The sequence below is a fragment of the Streptomyces sp. TRM68367 genome (assembly GCF_014495685.1).
GTDB lineage: Bacteria > Actinomycetota > Actinomycetes > Streptomycetales > Streptomycetaceae > Streptomyces.
The window spans coordinates 12,657-27,589 of sequence record NZ_JACTVI010000062.1 but is presented as its reverse complement, the minus strand read 5'-3'; the positions used below and the strand labels follow the sequence as shown (position 1 = coordinate 27,589).

General features: G+C 71.9%; 11 protein-coding genes, 4 pseudogenes and 1 riboswitch. Of the genes and pseudogenes, 5 read left to right on the top strand and 10 right to left on the bottom strand.

Annotation, left to right across the window (positions count from 1 at the left end):
• Position 1: 1 nt before the first annotated feature.
• The 3 genes and pseudogenes from dnaK to H8R17_RS30360 form a co-directional block, all read right to left on the bottom strand.
• Positions 2–1,876: a molecular chaperone DnaK gene (gene dnaK, locus H8R17_RS30370; RefSeq protein WP_187826428.1), complete on the bottom strand. Its 1,875-nt coding sequence runs from the start codon at positions 1,874–1,876 to the stop codon at positions 2–4.
• Positions 1,877–2,407: 531 nt separating this feature from the next.
• Positions 2,408–2,796: pseudogene (locus H8R17_RS30365) on the bottom strand (alpha-amylase); the annotation flags it as partial.
• 29 nt (positions 2,797–2,825) lie between these two features.
• Positions 2,826–4,121 carry a transposase gene (locus H8R17_RS30360; protein WP_262505623.1) on the bottom strand — a complete coding sequence of 432 codons (1,296 nt, stop codon included), beginning with the start codon at positions 4,119–4,121 and terminating at the stop codon, positions 2,826–2,828.
• Positions 4,122–4,145: 24 nt separating this feature from the next.
• Here H8R17_RS30360 and tnpA point away from each other — a divergent pair, with 24 nt between their 5' ends.
• Positions 4,146–4,574: an IS200/IS605 family transposase gene (gene tnpA / locus H8R17_RS30355; protein ID WP_187826427.1), complete on the top strand. Its 429-nt coding sequence runs from the start codon at positions 4,146–4,148 to the stop codon at positions 4,572–4,574.
• Between the two features lie 145 nt (positions 4,575–4,719).
• On the opposite strand, the pseudogene H8R17_RS30350 reads toward tnpA, so the two are convergent.
• Positions 4,720–4,899 (bottom strand): annotated as a pseudogene (locus H8R17_RS30350) (alpha-amylase family glycosyl hydrolase); the annotation flags it as partial.
• A gap of 315 nt (positions 4,900–5,214) precedes the next feature.
• On the opposite strand from H8R17_RS30350, the gene H8R17_RS30345 reads away from it, so the two are divergent.
• Both H8R17_RS30345 and H8R17_RS30340 read left to right on the top strand, forming a co-directional pair.
• Positions 5,215–6,126: an LAETG motif-containing sortase-dependent surface protein gene (locus tag H8R17_RS30345; protein ID WP_187826426.1), complete on the top strand. Its 912-nt coding sequence runs from the start codon at positions 5,215–5,217 to the stop codon at positions 6,124–6,126.
• 190 nt (positions 6,127–6,316) lie between these two features.
• A riboswitch (cobalamin riboswitch) is annotated at positions 6,317–6,506 on the top strand.
• The gene (locus tag H8R17_RS30340; protein WP_316959571.1) at positions 6,504–7,631 is read left to right on the top strand and encodes a HoxN/HupN/NixA family nickel/cobalt transporter; all 1,128 of its coding nucleotides are present in this window, start codon (positions 6,504–6,506) and stop codon (positions 7,629–7,631) included. Its footprint overlaps the riboswitch before it by 3 nt.
• 50 nt (positions 7,632–7,681) lie before the next feature.
• On the opposite strand, the pseudogene H8R17_RS30335 reads toward H8R17_RS30340, so the two are convergent.
• From H8R17_RS30335 to H8R17_RS30320, 4 genes and pseudogenes are all read right to left on the bottom strand, one after another.
• Positions 7,682–7,885 (bottom strand): annotated as a pseudogene (locus H8R17_RS30335) (transposase); the annotation flags it as partial.
• A 161-nt stretch (positions 7,886–8,046) separates the two neighbouring features.
• Positions 8,047–9,036 (bottom strand): nucleoside hydrolase, encoded by a 990-nt coding sequence (locus tag H8R17_RS30330; protein ID WP_187826424.1) that lies wholly within the window; start codon positions 9,034–9,036, stop codon positions 8,047–8,049.
• Between the two features lie 233 nt (positions 9,037–9,269).
• Positions 9,270–10,580, bottom strand: coding sequence for a threonine--tRNA ligase (gene thrS / locus H8R17_RS30325; RefSeq protein ID WP_316959570.1), 1,311 nt, complete (start codon positions 10,578–10,580; stop codon positions 9,270–9,272).
• Between the two features lie 418 nt (positions 10,581–10,998).
• Entirely contained in the window at positions 10,999–11,514 is a 516-nt protein-coding gene (locus tag H8R17_RS30320; RefSeq protein ID WP_187826422.1) for a tellurite resistance TerB family protein, read from the bottom strand.
• A 745-nt stretch (positions 11,515–12,259) separates the two neighbouring features.
• Here H8R17_RS30320 and H8R17_RS48880 point away from each other — a divergent pair.
• On the top strand, positions 12,260–12,526 hold the full coding sequence (locus H8R17_RS48880; RefSeq protein WP_316959569.1) for a hypothetical protein: 267 nt from the start codon (positions 12,260–12,262) through the stop codon (positions 12,524–12,526).
• Positions 12,527–12,646: 120 nt separating this feature from the next.
• On the opposite strand, the gene H8R17_RS30310 is transcribed toward H8R17_RS48880, so the two are convergent.
• A complete protein-coding gene (locus H8R17_RS30310; RefSeq protein WP_316959568.1) occupies positions 12,647–13,411 on the bottom strand; it encodes a GAF and ANTAR domain-containing protein in 765 nt (254 codons plus the stop codon).
• 733 nt (positions 13,412–14,144) lie between these two features.
• Positions 14,145–14,459 (bottom strand): annotated as a pseudogene (locus H8R17_RS30305) (helix-turn-helix domain-containing protein); the annotation flags it as partial.
• 162 nt (positions 14,460–14,621) lie between these two features.
• Here H8R17_RS30305 and H8R17_RS30300 point away from each other — a divergent pair.
• Positions 14,622–14,813 carry a hypothetical protein gene (locus H8R17_RS30300; RefSeq protein ID WP_187826420.1) on the top strand — a complete coding sequence of 64 codons (192 nt, stop codon included), beginning with the start codon at positions 14,622–14,624 and terminating at the stop codon, positions 14,811–14,813.
• The last annotated feature ends 120 nt before the right edge of the window (positions 14,814–14,933 follow it).

The window sequence follows — 14,933 nt, the reverse complement described above, 5'->3', positions numbered from 1 at the left end:
GTCAGCCCGCCTCGGGCTTGTCGTCGTCGACGATCTCGGCGTCCACCACCTCGTCGTCCGTGGAGGCGGCCTTCGGCGTCTCCTGGGCCCGGTCGCTTTCGGCGCGCTCGGCGCGCGTCCGGTCGTACATCGCCGTACCGAGCTTCTGCGCGGCCTGCGTCGCACGCTCCATGGAATCCCGGATCGCCGCTGTGTCGTCGCCTTCGGCGGACTCGCCCTTCAGCTTCTCCTTCAGGTCGGCCAGCGCCGCCTCCGTCTCACTCTTCGCGTCGGCCGGGACAGTGTCGGGGTTGTCCCGGATGAGCTTCTCCGTGGAGTAGACGAGCTGTTCGGCCTGGTTGCGGGTCTCGGCCGCCTCGCGGCGCCCGCGGTCCTCCTCGGCGTGCTGCTCGGCCTCGCGGACCATCCGGTCGATGTCGTCCCTGGGCAGCGCCGAGCCGCCGGTGACGGTCATCTTCTGCTCCCTGCCGGTGCCGAGGTCCTTGGCGGAGACGTGCATGATGCCGTTGGCGTCGATGTCGAACGCCACCTCGACCTGCGGAATGCCGCGCGGCGCAGGCGGGAGGCCGGTCAGCTCGAACATACCGAGCTTCTTGTTGTAGGCGGCGATCTCGCGTTCGCCCTGGTAGACCTGCACGGTCACGGACGGCTGGTTGTCCTCGGCGGTGGTGAAGATCTCCGAACGCCGGGTCGGGATCGTCGTGTTCCGCTCGATGAGCCTGGTCATGATGCCGCCCTTGGTCTCGATGCCCAGGGACAGCGGGGTGACGTCCAGCAGCAGGACGTCCTTGACCTCGCCCTTCAGCACACCGGCCTGCAGGGAGGCGCCGACGGCCACGACCTCGTCCGGGTTGACGCCCTTGTGCGGATCCTTGCCGGTGAGCTCCCTGACCAGCTCGGTGACCGCGGGCATCCGGGTCGAACCGCCCACCAGGATCACGTGGTTGATGTCGGACAGCTTGATCCCGGCGTCCTTGACCGCGTTGTGGAAGGGGCCCTTGCAGCGGTCGAGCAGCTCACTTGTCAGCTGCTGGAACTGGGCGCGGGTCAGCTTCTCGTCCAGGTGCAGCGGGCCCTCGGCGGAGGCGGTGATGTAGGGCAAGTTGATCGTCGTCTCGGTCGACGAGGACAGCTCGATCTTGGCCTTCTCCGCCGCCTCCCGCAGCCGCTGCACGGCCATCTTGTCCTTGGCCAGGTCGACGCCGTACGCGTTCTTGAACTGCTTGACCAGGTGGTCGACGATCCGCTGGTCCCAGTCGTCGCCGCCGAGGTGCGTGTCGCCGTTGGTGGCCTTGACCTCGATGACGCCCTCGCCGATCTCCAGCAGCGACACGTCGAAGGTGCCGCCGCCGAGGTCGAAGACCAGCACGGTCTGCTCGCTCTCCTTGTCCAGCCCGTACGCCAGCGCCGCCGCCGTCGGCTCGTTGATGATCCGCAGGACGTTCAGGCCGGCGATCTCGCCCGCCTCCTTGGTCGCCTGCCGCTGGGAGTCGTCGAAGTAGGCGGGCACCGTGATCACGGCGTCGGTGACGTCCTCGCCGAGGTACCCCTCCGCGTCCCGCTTCAGCTTCTGCAGCACGCGCGCGGAGATCTCCTGCGCGGTGTACCGCCGGCCGTCGATGTCGCCCTGGTCCGGGAAGCGCCAGCCGTGATCGCCCATGTGCCGCTTGACGGAGCGGGCCGTGCGCTCGACGTTCGTCACGGCCTGCCGTTTGGCGACCTCGCCGACCAGCACCTCGCCGCTCTTGGCGAAGGCCACGACCGAGGGCGTGGTCCGTGCCCCTTCCGTGTTGGTGATGACGGTCGGTTCGCCGCCCTCCAGGACCGAGACCACCGAGTTCGTCGTACCGAGATCAATGCCGACCGAGCGCGCCATCCGGGTTCTCCCTCCTCGCACCTCATGAGCTTCTCGCCCTCACGAGCTGCGGTTTCGGACCCAAGTTGCCGTATAGCCTGAATAAAACTTGAGCTCCCTCTTGTCAAGTCCAGCCCGGCGAGGTATAGGGAAAAAGGCGAAGACTGTCCGCGCCGATATCCCGTGTGTGACGTGCGTGATCGGAGGCGTGCCGCAGTGATCACCGAACTTGCCGTGGAACGGGTCGAATTCACCTGTGGTGCGTGCTGGCACCGCTGGAGCGTCGACTACGACGTCCAGCGCTACCAGGACGGCCACGGGGACGAGTGGGAGTACTTCTACCGGGACAACACCCCCGCCCCCTCCCCGTACACCCCGGAGGGGGCACCGCCCTGCGAGCAGTGCGGCCGGCACTGGGTGGGCCGGCTCGTCGCCCGCCGCCCGGTCCCGCTGCCCGGCGCGGCCGGCGCCCCGCGCAGCCGGGTCACCGCGGAGGGCGTCCACCGCCCCGAGCGCCATACGGCCCCGCTGCTGGAGTCCGGCGGCCACCCGCAGCCGCAGGAGGGTCGCGGCGCGGGCGCGGCGCAGGCCCGCGAGGACTCGTCCACGGCCGGTGCGTGGCCGCCCGAGAGGAGCCAGGCATTGTCGTCGGTGCCCGGTGGGAGCATCAGGCGCGAGGTGTGCCGTACGACGTCGTGGTTGGACAGCACCCAGGTGGCCGGCGCGCCGGCCGCGCGGGCGGTGGAGAGGGAGTCGGTGATGATCTGCCGAAGGTCGTCAGCGTCCCAATCAGCCTCCAGGTACTCGAAGTTGAACGCCTGGCCCAGTTCGTCCGGGCGGGCGTACAGCGCGCGGCGGGCGCCGGGGACCCAGGCCTCGGCGACGGCCATGCGGGGCGGGCGGTAGGCGTCGAGGACCTTGCGCCAGTCGCGTTGAAGCTCTCTCCCGGATGAATCCGGGAGATTCCTGCCTACCTTGCGGTGGCGGGTTTGACGCCGTTCGTAGCGCGCCTGACGACTGCCCTCCCTGCAGCCGGGACGAGCGCGTGGCCCGTCCGGTATCGGTGAAGCACGGTGCGGGCGGCGTTGGTGTCGGCGTTGCCTTCCCAGCCGCACGCGGGGTTGTTGCACACGAACTCGGCCTGGTTCCTGCGGCTGCCCGGGGTCACGGTGTGGCACTGGGCGCATTCCTGGGAGGTGCCCGGGGCGGGGACCTCGGCCAGGAGTCCGCCCCGGCGGGCGAGCTTGTAGGCCAGGAGGTGCACGGTCCGTCCCCAGGCTTCGCCGAGGACGGAGCGGTTCAGGCCGGCCTTCTGCGCGACCTGCCTGCCCGGCTGCTCGGCGGTGCCCTTTGCGGACTTGGTCATGTTCGTGATGTGCAGTGCTTCGACGACCACCGTGCCGTACGTGTCGGCGAGGGCGGTGGTGGTTTTGTGCTGCCAGTCCTCGCGTCGGCGCTTGGCTGTCGCGCGGATACGAGCGATCTGGTCGTAGGTCTTGTGCAGGCGGCGGCTGGTGCGCTCGCCCTTCTTACGGTGGCTCTTGCGTCGGGCGGCGCGCTGCTCGTAGTGCAGCAGACGGGCTTCTTCCTTCTTGCTGAGCCAGGGGCCGTGTTCGGCGGTTCCGCCGTCGGACAGGGCCAGCGGGACGGTGATCCCGGCGTCGACGCCGACCTCCGTGCCAGGATGCGGGCCGGGGGCGGGGGCCAGGGCGGTGACGCGGAAGGCGATGTGCCAGCCCAGGGCGTCCTTGACCAGCCGCGCCCCGGTGATCCTGTTGCCCTTGTCCGCATGCTTGCCGACGGGGAGATCTTTGGTCCAGCGGAAGCGGATGCGGCCGAGCTTGGGGATGTTGACCATGCCCCACCTGCGGTGCACCCGCACCACGTGCAGGTCACGGCCCTGCGGGATGTCGATGCTCATCCTCGTGCGGAAGCGGGCCTTGAACTCTGGTGCCTGAGCCCGGCCCTCCCAGCAGTTCTTCCACGCCTGGAAGTAGGTTTTCAGCACCGCCTGGGCGGCCTGCGCGGGCAGCACGCCGAGCCAGTCCAGTTCCCTGCGCCCCTCGCGGATGACCGCGTCGGCCGCCGCCAGGGTCCGCTTCGCCTTCGGCAGCATCAGCCACCAGCCGTGCAGCAGGTTCCAGGTGGTACGCGCCGCATGCCCTTGTGCGTCCAGGACCGCCACCTGGGCAGGGTCGAGCGCCAGACGGGCACGATGCCCGAACTGCCGCTTCACCAGCCCTTGTTGGCTGTCCTGTTGCCCCATGGCAGTGAACGCTAGCATTGGTTTATGTCACCTCGCTGGAAACCGAACAAAGACGTCAGAACCGGTCGTCACGTGGTCTACAACCTCCATGTCCACTTGGTGTTTGTAACCAAATACCGTCGTGGAGTGTTCACGGAGGCGATGCTGGACCGGTGCGAGGAAATCATGCGCGAGGTCTGCGCGGACTTCGAGGCCGAACTGCGCGAGTTCAACGGCGAACACGACCACGTCCACCTGCTCGTTCACTATCCGCCCAAGGTCGCCCTGTCGAAGCTGGTGAACTCCCTCAAGGGCGTCTCCTCACGCCGCCTGCGCCAGGAGTTCGAACCCCACGTGCGCCGCTACCTGTGGGGCAGTCGCTTCTGGTCCGGCTCCTACTTCGCCGCCTCCTGCGGAGGGGCACCCCTCACCGTCGTCAAGCAGTACATCCGGCAGCAGCAACGTCCGACCTGACCACACTCACTCCGGCTCCGCCGGAATGCCACCCCGACGCTCCGCGTCGGTTCATGACAGCACCAGACGCTGCGGCGCTCCGCGCCGCTACGACCGGATCGGCTTCACCTCCGCCGTGAACGGCGGAGCACTACCGATGAACTTGGTAGAACGGGCTCAGCCACAGGGCGTCGACGCCGAGCGCAGCCAGGTGGGTCAGCCGCTGGGCTACGCCCCGCAGATCACCGAACCCGTCGCCGTCGGCGTCGGCGAAACTGCGCGGATAGACCTGGTAGATGACGGCCTGGCGCCACCAGTCGGGGCTGCGGGACGAGAGGTCGGTCACGCAATCTCCTCTGAGGTGTGTGCGAGTGACAGCAAGAAGACTGTCCAGATCGCCGGAAAAGCGAACACCGTACGCAGCCGGAGGGGATCGTTCCTTGTGTGGCGGCACAGTGATTACTTTGTAACTGCTTTTGCATAACCGCAGGTTGACACGGTTCGGCGGCACGGCCACGATGGGGGCTCGCTGTGGCGCATACGACCAATGGGCCCAGTGTTTCTTCGACCACTCACCCCCGGTACGGCCCGGCAACGGTGTGCCCGCGCGCTGCCCGCGTGCCGTCTGCCGGGTCCTGTATACGCCAAGAATGGGATCCGCATGTCATCTGCGAGACGGGTCACCCTGCGACACCTGCTGGGGACGTGCGCCGCGACGCTCGCCCTGTGCGCCGCCTCCGCCAACGCCGCCTGGGCCACCGGTACGCCCGGTGGCGGCGACGGCTGGTCGTCCGGCGGCAGCTACAAGCCCGGCACCGGCGCCGGCACGGAGACCGCGACCGACCGCTGCCAGTTCTCCCTGGACGGGAAGAACTTCCACGACTCGGTCAAGGTCGACGACCAGAGCCTGAGGCCCACCGACGACGGCAAGGTCCACGTCGAGGTCCGCGCCGCCGGTGACGCCACCACCTGCACCGCCTCCCTCGCCTCCTACCTCGCCCACGGCGCCACCTTCGCCACCTCCGGCGACCAGGTCTTCGTCGACTTCGACACGGTGACGGTCAAGCCGGGCCGGACCGGCTCCCTCGACATCGCCGTCCCGGACGCGGGCTGCTTCGCGCAGATAGACCTCTACCGGGGCGCGGTGAAGTTCGACGGCGAGCTGGACGCCAAGGACGGCTTCCAGCACGGCGACCTGCCCAAGGGCCCGGACCGTCCGGTCATCAAGGACAAGCTGATCGCGGCCTGGAACGGCGGCACGAAGAACTGCACGACGCCGCCCGCCGAGAACCCGCCGACCGAGCCGCCCCCGGCGACCACCGAGCCCGCGCAGCCGCCGACCCCGTCGGCCCCCGAGTCCTCGAAGCCCTCGGCGTCGACGGACACGCCCACGCCGACCCCCTCCGAGTCGACGACCGCCCCCGCCACCACGCCTCAGGGCGGCGGAGGCGACCTCGCGGAGACCGGCGCCAACAGCGCCACGACCCCCATCGCCATCGGCGCGGGCGCCCTCCTGGCGGGCGGCGCCGCCATCGTCCTCGTCACGCGCCGCCGCCGCTCGGCCCGCTCGTGACCGACGTGCACTGACCGGTTGCCGACCGGGCGCCGGACGAGGCGGAGGATGCGGCCGACGACGCCGGCACGCCCCGTCCGGCGTCCGAGGCTGCCCCTCGGGCGCACCGAGGGGATGTGTCGGCCCCCACCCGCCTGTGATCTTCCCTACCTGACCGGCAGGACCCCTGGTCAGGTAACCGCTTCCGCCCCTACGGTTGCCCCGCCGTGGTGTTCGGGAAGCCGGTGTCAGTCCGGCGCGGCCCTCGCCACTGTGATCGGGGAGTCTGCGTTCCACGTCCCGCAGGGGACAGCCACTGGCCGCCGCGAGGGGGCCGGGAAGGCGGCGCGCAGGCGTACGACCCGTAAGCCAGGAGACCGGCCACGGCAGCTCACGAAGTGATCCACGAGGTGCTGGAGCGTGACCGGATGAACCTGCCCGACCCTGCCCGGACGACGGCCTTCAAGTGGCGCCGGGAAGACACCCTCAAGACCGCCGGACTCATGGCCGCGGTGGCCGCCCTGCACGTCGTCGCGTTCGGCGTGCTGTTCCTGCTCGTGGTGCCGCAGCACTACGAGGTCGGCACCAAGGCCTTCGGCGTCGGCCTCGGCATCACCGCCTACACCCTCGGCATGCGGCACGCCTTCGACGCCGACCACATCGCCGCGATCGACAACACCACCCGCAAGCTGATGGCCGACGGCAAGCGGCCGGTGTCGGTGGGGTTCTGGTTCGCGCTCGGCCACTCCAGCGTGGTGGTGCTGCTCGCCGCGCTGATCGCGGGCGGCACGCAGCTCGCGGGCCGCGTGATGGACGAGGGCTCGCGAACCCACCAGGTCCTGGGTGTGCTGGGGACGACCGTCTCCGGCACGTTCCTCTACCTCATCGCCGCGCTCAACCTGGTCGCCCTGCTCGGCATCCTGAAGGTCTTCAAGGCGATGCGGGCGGGGTCGTACGACGAGAGGGAACTGGAACAGCACCTGGACTCCCGCGGCTTCATGAACCGGATCCTGGGCCGCCTGACCAAGTCCATATCCCGCCCCGGCCAGATGTTCCCGCTCGGCTTCCTCTTCGGCCTCGGCTTCGACACGGCCACCGAGGTCACGCTGCTGGTGATGGCGGGTTCGGGCGCGGCGGCCGGCCTGCCCTGGTACGCGATCCTCTGTCTGCCCCTCCTCTTCGCCGCCGGCATGAGCCTGTTCGACACGCTCGACGGCACGTTCATGAACTTCGCCTACCAGTGGGCGTTCTCCAACCCCGTCCGCAAGGTCTTCTACAACCTCACCATCACCGGCCTGTCCATCGCCGTCGCCTTCGTCATCGGCACGATCGAGCTCGTCGGCGTCCTGCACGAGAAACTCGCCCTGCACGACGCCGTGACCGCCTGGATCGCCGGCCTCGACCTCGACAACGTCGGCTACGTCATCGTCGGCCTGTTCGTGGTCGTGTGGGCGGCGGCGGTGACGTACTGGAAACTCGCGAAGGTGGAACAGCGCTGGGCGGTACGGCCGGCGGACACGTGCTAGCGGACTCCGTTGGGTGTGTGCGGGGTGCTGTCTGATGCGGCGGGTGGGCAGGGCAGGCGGTGTGCGCCGTTGCGGCCCGCCCGCTCGGGCGCGCTGGGCACGGCATCGGCGGGGTGGGCGCTGGTGTCCCCGCGCACGGCGGTGATGTAGTCCTGCCCGCGATCGCGCAGCCCGTCGCGGAAAGGGTGGCTCTGGCCGTATCCGGCGTCGGCAACCACCACCGGCGGGGTCAGGCCCCACCCGGCCAGCTCCTCGGCCCGCAAGCCCTGCACTTGCCGCATATCCGTACACCACCGTGCCCCCGACCGGACACAACAGGCAAACACACCTAACGGAGTCCTACTAGGGCTTTTCGGCAACGCGGCGAGGTGCGGTGCCAGGCCGCGCGACCCAGGCGGGCATAGTGCAAGGCCCCCTAGGGAACGGGCCTCGTCCGGGCCTCCTCGACCGTCGACAGGTACAGCTTCACGTACCGTTCCGCGTCCACGTCCAACGCCACGTCCACCAGGGGCTGTTCGCGGGTGCCGTGGTGGAGTTCGGACTCGCCGGGGCGGTGGCGGCGGTCGACGACGGTCTGGCCGCGGGCGGGGCCGGGGGCGAGGGAGACCTCGACGGGGAGGCGGTGGGTGGTCAGGCCCTCGGGGTCGGCGACCGCGCAGACCGCGCCCGCGTCACCGAGCCCGCCGGCGTCCGGGTCGGTCTCGATGCCGGGGGAGGACGGGCGGTGGGCGAGGAGGTCGCCGGCGAGACGGGTGCCGGGGTCGGTGCTCGCGCGCAGGCGGCGTACGTCCGTGCCCGGGACCACCAGTTGCCGGTACACGTCCAGGCCGTACATCGTGACCGGCACCCCGGCGGTGAGCAGGATCGCCGTCGCCTCCGGGTCGTGCCAGACGTTGAACTCGGCGACCGGCGTGGCGTTCCCGGTCTCCACCGCGCCGCCCATGAAGACGATCCGCTCGATGTTGCGGGTCACCTCCGGGTACGTGCGCAGGAGCAGCGCGATGTTGGTCAGGGGCGCCATGGGGATGAGCGTGACCGGGCGCGGGGAGGCGAGGATCTCGCGGCGCAGCAGGGTCACCGCGTCCACGCCGGCCGGGGTGCGCCGCGGCGCGGGCAGAGCGAGGTCGCCCAGGCCGTCGCGCCCGTGCACGGGGGCGGACCGCGGCACCTCGATCAGCGGCCGCTCGGCACCCCGGGCGACGGGGATCTCCGGGGCGCCCGCCTGCTCCAGCACGATGAGCGTGTTGCGTACGACGCCGTCCACGTCCGTGTTCCCGGCCACACAGCTGACCGCCCGCAGGTCGAGCCCCGGGTGCCGCACGGCCAGCAGCAGGGCCAGGGCGTCGTCGACACCGGTGTCGCAGTCGATGATCACCGGGATGGGCTGCGGCTGCTCGGTCGTCACGACGAGTTCCTTCCAGGGGGTCCGCACGGGGCTGTGCCAGGGACATTACGCGGATATGGGGACGTGCAGTTGGCCGGTTCCGGCCATGCCTGCTCCAGCCCGGGGCCGGCCGGCCCGGGGATTCCATCCGGCCTGCGGCCGAAAGCGGCCAACTGCCGCCGGTCTCCCACGCTGCGCCTGGGCCAGGCGTTCCTCGCCGCCCGGCCCAGGCCCTTACGGCCGCCCCCGCGGCCTCACTCCTCGTCGTCCCACAGCCCGGTGCCCCTCGCCTCCACCCGGGACGCGATGCGGCGCAGTAGGTCCTCGGCCGGGACGGGGCCCGGTTGGCGGCCGTCTCGGAGGCGTACTGCCGCGAGGTCGGCGCCGGCCTCGCGGTCGCCGATCACCGCCTGGTACGGGACCAGGCGTGCCGCACGGATCCGGGCTCCGAGGGTGCCCTGGTCGGGGCCGGCGACCTCGGTGCGCAGGCCGTGGGCGGTGGCGCGGTGGGCGAGGTCGTATGCCTTGGCCTCCTGGGCCTCGCTCACCGGCAGTACCACCAGCTGCACCGGCGCGAGCCACGCGGGGAACGCCCCGCCGTGGGCCTCGATCAGGTGGGCGACGGCCCGTTCGACGCTGCCGATGATGCTGCGGTGGACCATGACCGGGCGGTGCCTGGCTCCGTCGGCGCCGATGTAGTGCAGGTCGAAGCGCTCGGGCTGATGGAAGTCGATCTGCACGGTGGACAGGGTGGACTCGCGGCCGGCGGGGTCGGTGATCTGTACGTCGATCTTGGGGCCGTAGAAGGCGGCCTCGCCCTCGACGGCGTCGTACTCCACGTCGGACATCACCTCGCGCAACAGCGCGGTGGCCCGGCGCCACAGGTCCGGGTCGGCGACGTACTTGCCGCCCTCGCCGGGCAGGGACAGACGGTGGCGGGCGGCGCGGATGCCGAGGTCGGCGTAGGCGCGGGCGATGAGGTCGAGGGCCGCGCGGGCCTCCGCCACGGCCTGCTCCAGGGTGCAGAAGATGTGCGCGTCGTTGAGGTGGATGGACCGTACGCGGGTCAGGCCGCCGAGCACCCCGGACAGCTCGGAGCGGTACATGCCGCCCAACTCGGCCATGCGGAAGGGAAGTTCGCGGTAACTGTGGGAGCGGGAGCGGTAGATGAGGGCGTGGTGCGGGCAGAGGCTGGGGCGCAGGACGACCTGTTCGGCGCCCAGCTCCATCGGCGGGAACATGTCGTCGCGGTAGTGGTCCCAGTGGCCGGAGATCTCGTACAGCTCGCGTTTGCCGAGGACGGGCGAGTACACGTGCCGGTAGCCGGCGGCGCGCTCGATGTCGCGGATGTACTCCTCCAGGACGTGCCGCACGACCGCGCCGTCGGGCAGCCAGTACGGCAACCCCGCACCCATCAGCGGATCGGTGTCGAACAGATCCAGCTCGCGGCCGAGGCGTCGGTGGTCGTACATGGTGGGCTCCTCTCGGTGTTCCGGGTTTCCGGAACGGAGGCGAGCACCACACGCGAAAGCCCCGGGGCACTCGCCCCGGGGCTTTCGACTCATCGGTCAGCTGTCAGCGCGCCGGGACACTCTCCGGCGTCGTCGTGAGGGAGGGGTTGGCGCGCTTCATGCGGCGAACGTAACAGGAGGGGCGGTGGGTGGGCGAACGGTTTTCGGGCGCGCCGTCGCACTATGGCGTGTTTCGAAAGTGGCGTCGTCCGCCCGGAGGGCGGGGCTCGCGGCGTCCGGTGCGGTGCGTCGCCAGGCGGAAGGTCGCCCGCGTACTGGGCGTACGCGGGCGATCCCGACAACGCGGCGAGGCGCCGTGCCAGGCGTCGCGAGCCAGACGGGACTTTCGAAACACGCCCTAGTCGGCAGCGGGCAGGGCGGGGGCGGCCTGCGGCCGGCCGGGCTGCGGGAGGCCGTGGGGTGAGGGACAGCGCGGAGCCAGGAGCGTCCGCGTGGGCAGGGACGGCCTGCGCTACATCACCGGCCTGTCCGGCGCGCCCAGGCCGAACTCGGCGGGCGAGAGGCCCAGCACTGCGCAGGCCTCCCGGATGACGGACACCTCGGCCTGGGAGAAGTGGCCGTCGGCGCCGGCGATGATGATGCCCGTGCGGACCACCGCCCTGGCCTCCGTCGGGTCCGGCGCCGACCTGGCCAGGACCAGCAGCGCCTCGTGCTTGCCGGCCGGGAAGTCGCGCATGAGCTGGTTCACATGCCGGTGGAACCGCTCGCGCAGCTGCTCCGCCGGGAAGTTCCGCAGGACGTCGTGGCCCAGGATCAGCGACTCGACGTGCTCCGTCTCGGCAGGGTCGACGTGCCCGTCCGCCGCGGCCACCAGCGCGCACATCGCCATGCTCGCGTCGCGGTCGGCGCCGCTCCTCAACTCCTCCTTCAGCGCGTCGAGTTGCGCCTTCAGGGCGCTCACCAGCGGCATGCGCGGACCGCCGCCGGACGGCCGGCCGTGCCCCTCGCTCCGGTCCCGGATCACCATGCGTGCCTCTTCCCGACGTCCACCACCCTGGCAACGATCACAGCCGGCGGCCTGTTCCGCAGCCAGGCCCTGGAGCGGACGGCGAGCAGCGCCGGCACCCCCGGCGCCCGTCGCTCACCCGGACGGCCCGGTGCGCTGGTGGGCGGGTGGAGGCAGTGGTGCCGTGGAGGCGTACCGATCTTGAAAGGCCCCCAGGAGCCCTCAGGAGGCGCCCCGATGTCCCGTCCCCCGGCCGCCGCCCGCGTCCTCGCCGTCTCCGCACTGTCGCTCACCGTGCTGTGCACCGCGACCGCCTGTTCCGGCACGGGCCCGGCGCAGGCGCGGCCGGCCGTCGCGTCGCCCGCCTCGCCCCCGGCCGAGCGGCGCGCGCCCGCCGCCCCGACCCCCGCCGGGTCGCCCACGCTCAGCGCGGCGGAGGGCGAACGCCGCGCTGATCAGCGAGGCCGACCTGGGGAAGCCGTGGACGCCGACGCGGGGCGCCGCGCCGTGGCGGGACGGGCTGCTCAAGGCGACCACGCAGGACCCCGACTGCCGGCGCCTGCTGGACGTCCTCTACACCGAGGACCTCTACGGCGCCCCCACCGGCACCCGCGCGCTGGTCGGCCTCGACGACGCCTACACCGACGCCCAGCTCCATTACCAGGTCGTCGCCCGCAAAGCCGCGGACATCGACCGGACGCTGGCCTGGCTGGGGTCGCTGCCGGAGCGGTGCGGGGCGTTCGCGGCGACGACCACGAGCGGGGGCGTGCGGGGCGTGCAGGTCGGCGACCTGCCGCTGCCGGAGGTCGGGGACGCCCGGCAGGGCCTGCGGGTGACGCTGGCGGGTGAGACGGCCGACGGTGAGGAGTCCGTGCTGACCGTGGAACTCGCCGCCGTCCGCGTCGGCGCGGACGCGATCGGGGTCACCCACGGCGGCCTCGGCGACGTCTCCACCGAGGTCACACAGGCCGCCGTCGACCTCGGAGCGCGACGCCTGACGGAGATCAGAAGACAGGCGCGGGCCGCGGTCTGAGGCGGGGGATGCGGCCCAGGTGATCCAGGACCAGGTCGAGTTTCTGCTCGACGCGGGCCGCCCGGCGGTCGGCCCGGGAGAGTCGGTGCAGGTGAGTTGCCCCGCCCGCCGCCGGTCGCCCTACTCCCGGTCGAACCGGTCGAACCGGTCGAACCCCTCCCGGTGCGCCACCACGTCCCGGGCCACGTCCAGCGCGGTGCGGCCGTGGGCGAAGGCGTGGGCTCGCAGGCGGGCCAGGGCCTCGTCGGAGGCGACACCGAGCTGGGCCATGATCATGCCGACGGCCTGGTAGACCTCGTCGTGGTCGGCGGCCAGACCGCTCAGCCACGGCTCCCCGCCGGGCGCCTCGTGCTCCTCCCCGTGCGGCAGGGCCATCAGGGCGACCGTCATGACCCCGGCGACCAACTGCGCGGTGTGCAGTTCGCGGGCGGTGAGGCGGCCGGGGGTGTCCCGGTAGAGGTCGAGGGTGCCCACATACACCGAGCCGTTGCCCAGCGGCACCGCGTACACCGCCCGTACCCCCTCGGCCGTGGCCTGCTGGGCGAAGACGGGCCAACGCAGTGCGTCGTGGCCGGACGTCAGGTCGCAGGCGAGCACGGGCCTGCCGGTGTGCACGGCGGTCTGGCAGGGCCCGTCGCCGATCGTGGCCTGGATGTCCGCCAGGAGGGCGGCCCGCTCGCTGCTCGCGCAGATCTGCACGGGCATGCCATCACTGCGCAGCGACACGCTCGCGCCGGTCACCGGCAGCAGGTCGACCGCCACCTCGCACAGCCGCCTCGGCACCTCCCCGGGCGAGACGCCCCGCACGCCTTCCGCGATGGCGCCGGCGGTGCCTCCAGGGTCGGGGTCCCTGATCCGGATCCGGCGCCGCCGACCGTCGTCCACGTCCGGGGCCCTCCCGTGCGCAGGGCCGGAACCGCCCGGCGTACCACGCGAACCGGGGCCGTCGCCGGGAACGCCACGAGGGTCGTCCCTGGGCCGCACGATCAACGCCTCCTTCGTGCAACGCGGCCTGCAACGTCGACTCACTCCCGCGGGGGGGTCCACGCGCCACGGCTCTCGGCTGCCGCTGCCCGCCCGGGGACCAGCCCCGACTACCCATCGGCCGCTCGCCGAAACCCCGGCCCGGCAGGGGTCGGCTACTGCCGCTCGTACGGGTTCGCCGGCTCCTCCACCCGTCGTACGGCGGCGGCGTCGAGGGCCGGTGGCCGGGCGGTCCCGGAGCCCGGTTCGCCCCGCGGGTGACGTACCGGGTGCCGTCCGCGTCGCGGTGACGAAGCCGGTCAGACGGACGGTACGGCCCCGCAGGAACCGCTCACTGCCTGGACCGCCCGGGAGCCGAACCCGCCGACGGCCGGTTCCACCGGGTCCCCGGACGGCGGCGCCGGGAAGGCCGGTCACCCCGTCGTCCCCTGCTCGCCACGGCCACCACCCGGGTCGTGGAGGCGAAGCTGTCGGTGAGAGGGCGCTCAGGCACGGCCCCGGCCGCCCGCGACCGGGACGGCGAGCGCCTGGTCGCGGCAGGAGGCGGCGGAAGACCCGCTCGGGCACGAAGGCGCCGATCGTCGCCGCCACGACCCTGGCGGGCAGCAGGAAGACTGCTCCTCCAGCTCGGCCGCAGCCGGGCGTACTGTTCCGTGGCCTCCTCGGCCTCGCCGCCGGCCAGGGTGCGCCGGGCCTCGGTGAGCCGCAGCCGCAGGTCGGTGACGAGCCGGGCCGGGCGCCCGGTGGCCAGCTCCTCGAAGCCGACGCCGAGCCGCTCGGCGAGGTGCCGCAGCGCCTCGTCGGAGGGCCGTACCCGCCCGGCCTCCAGGGTGGAGATGTACGCGGGCGTGTAGACGGGCTCGGCCAACTGTCTCTGCGTCAGGCCGCGTTCGACCCGCAGCCGCTGCACCCGGCGCCCGATGACCGGCGGTTCGTCCCGCTCCCCCATGGTCCAACTCCCCCTGCGGCTCTTGCCGTCCGACTCGGACGCCCCTAGGTTAAGCGGAGAGTTAAGCATGCTTAACTCCACGTGCCCGACCCGGCGTGCGCACCCCGGCGCGCCGGTCCCGCGTGTCTGACCCTTCGCTGTCGCCATTGTTGCGAGGTCGCCGTGCTCCAACGCACCCGCCCCACCGAGCGTTACGCCCGAGGCCTGGCCGCCGCCGTGGTCGCCGCCACGTCCCTGATCCTGGCCTCCAACGCCTGCCCGGCGAGAGCGGTGGACGACCGCCCGGCACACGACGTGCAGACCGGCGCGGACCAGGACACCACGCCCCGAGCTCCGGGGCACCACACCGGCTGACCCGCACGGCGTCGCCGACGCTCACACCCCCTCGTCGCTGGCCACCATGAAGCTCCGGTCGTGCGCCAGTCCGGCGGGCGTCGTCAGGGAACGGCTGGCGGCGTCCGGCCGGCTGCGTCG

Coding starts and splice junctions, on each gene's coding strand:
- dnaK (WP_187826428.1), bottom strand. CDS start 1,876: ATGGCGCGCTCGGTCGGCATTGATCTCGGTACGACGAACTCGGTGGTC.
- H8R17_RS30360 (WP_262505623.1), bottom strand. CDS start 4,121: ATGGGGCAACAGGACAGCCAACAAGGGCTGGTGAAGCGGCAGTTCGGG.
- tnpA (WP_187826427.1), top strand. CDS start 4,146: ATGTCACCTCGCTGGAAACCGAACAAAGACGTCAGAACCGGTCGTCAC.
- H8R17_RS30345 (WP_187826426.1), top strand. CDS start 5,215: ATGTCATCTGCGAGACGGGTCACCCTGCGACACCTGCTGGGGACGTGC.
- thrS (WP_316959570.1), bottom strand. CDS start 10,580: ATGAGTCGAAAGCCCCGGGGCGAGTGCCCCGGGGCTTTCGCGTGTGGT.
- H8R17_RS30320 (WP_187826422.1), bottom strand. CDS start 11,514: ATGGTGATCCGGGACCGGAGCGAGGGGCACGGCCGGCCGTCCGGCGGC.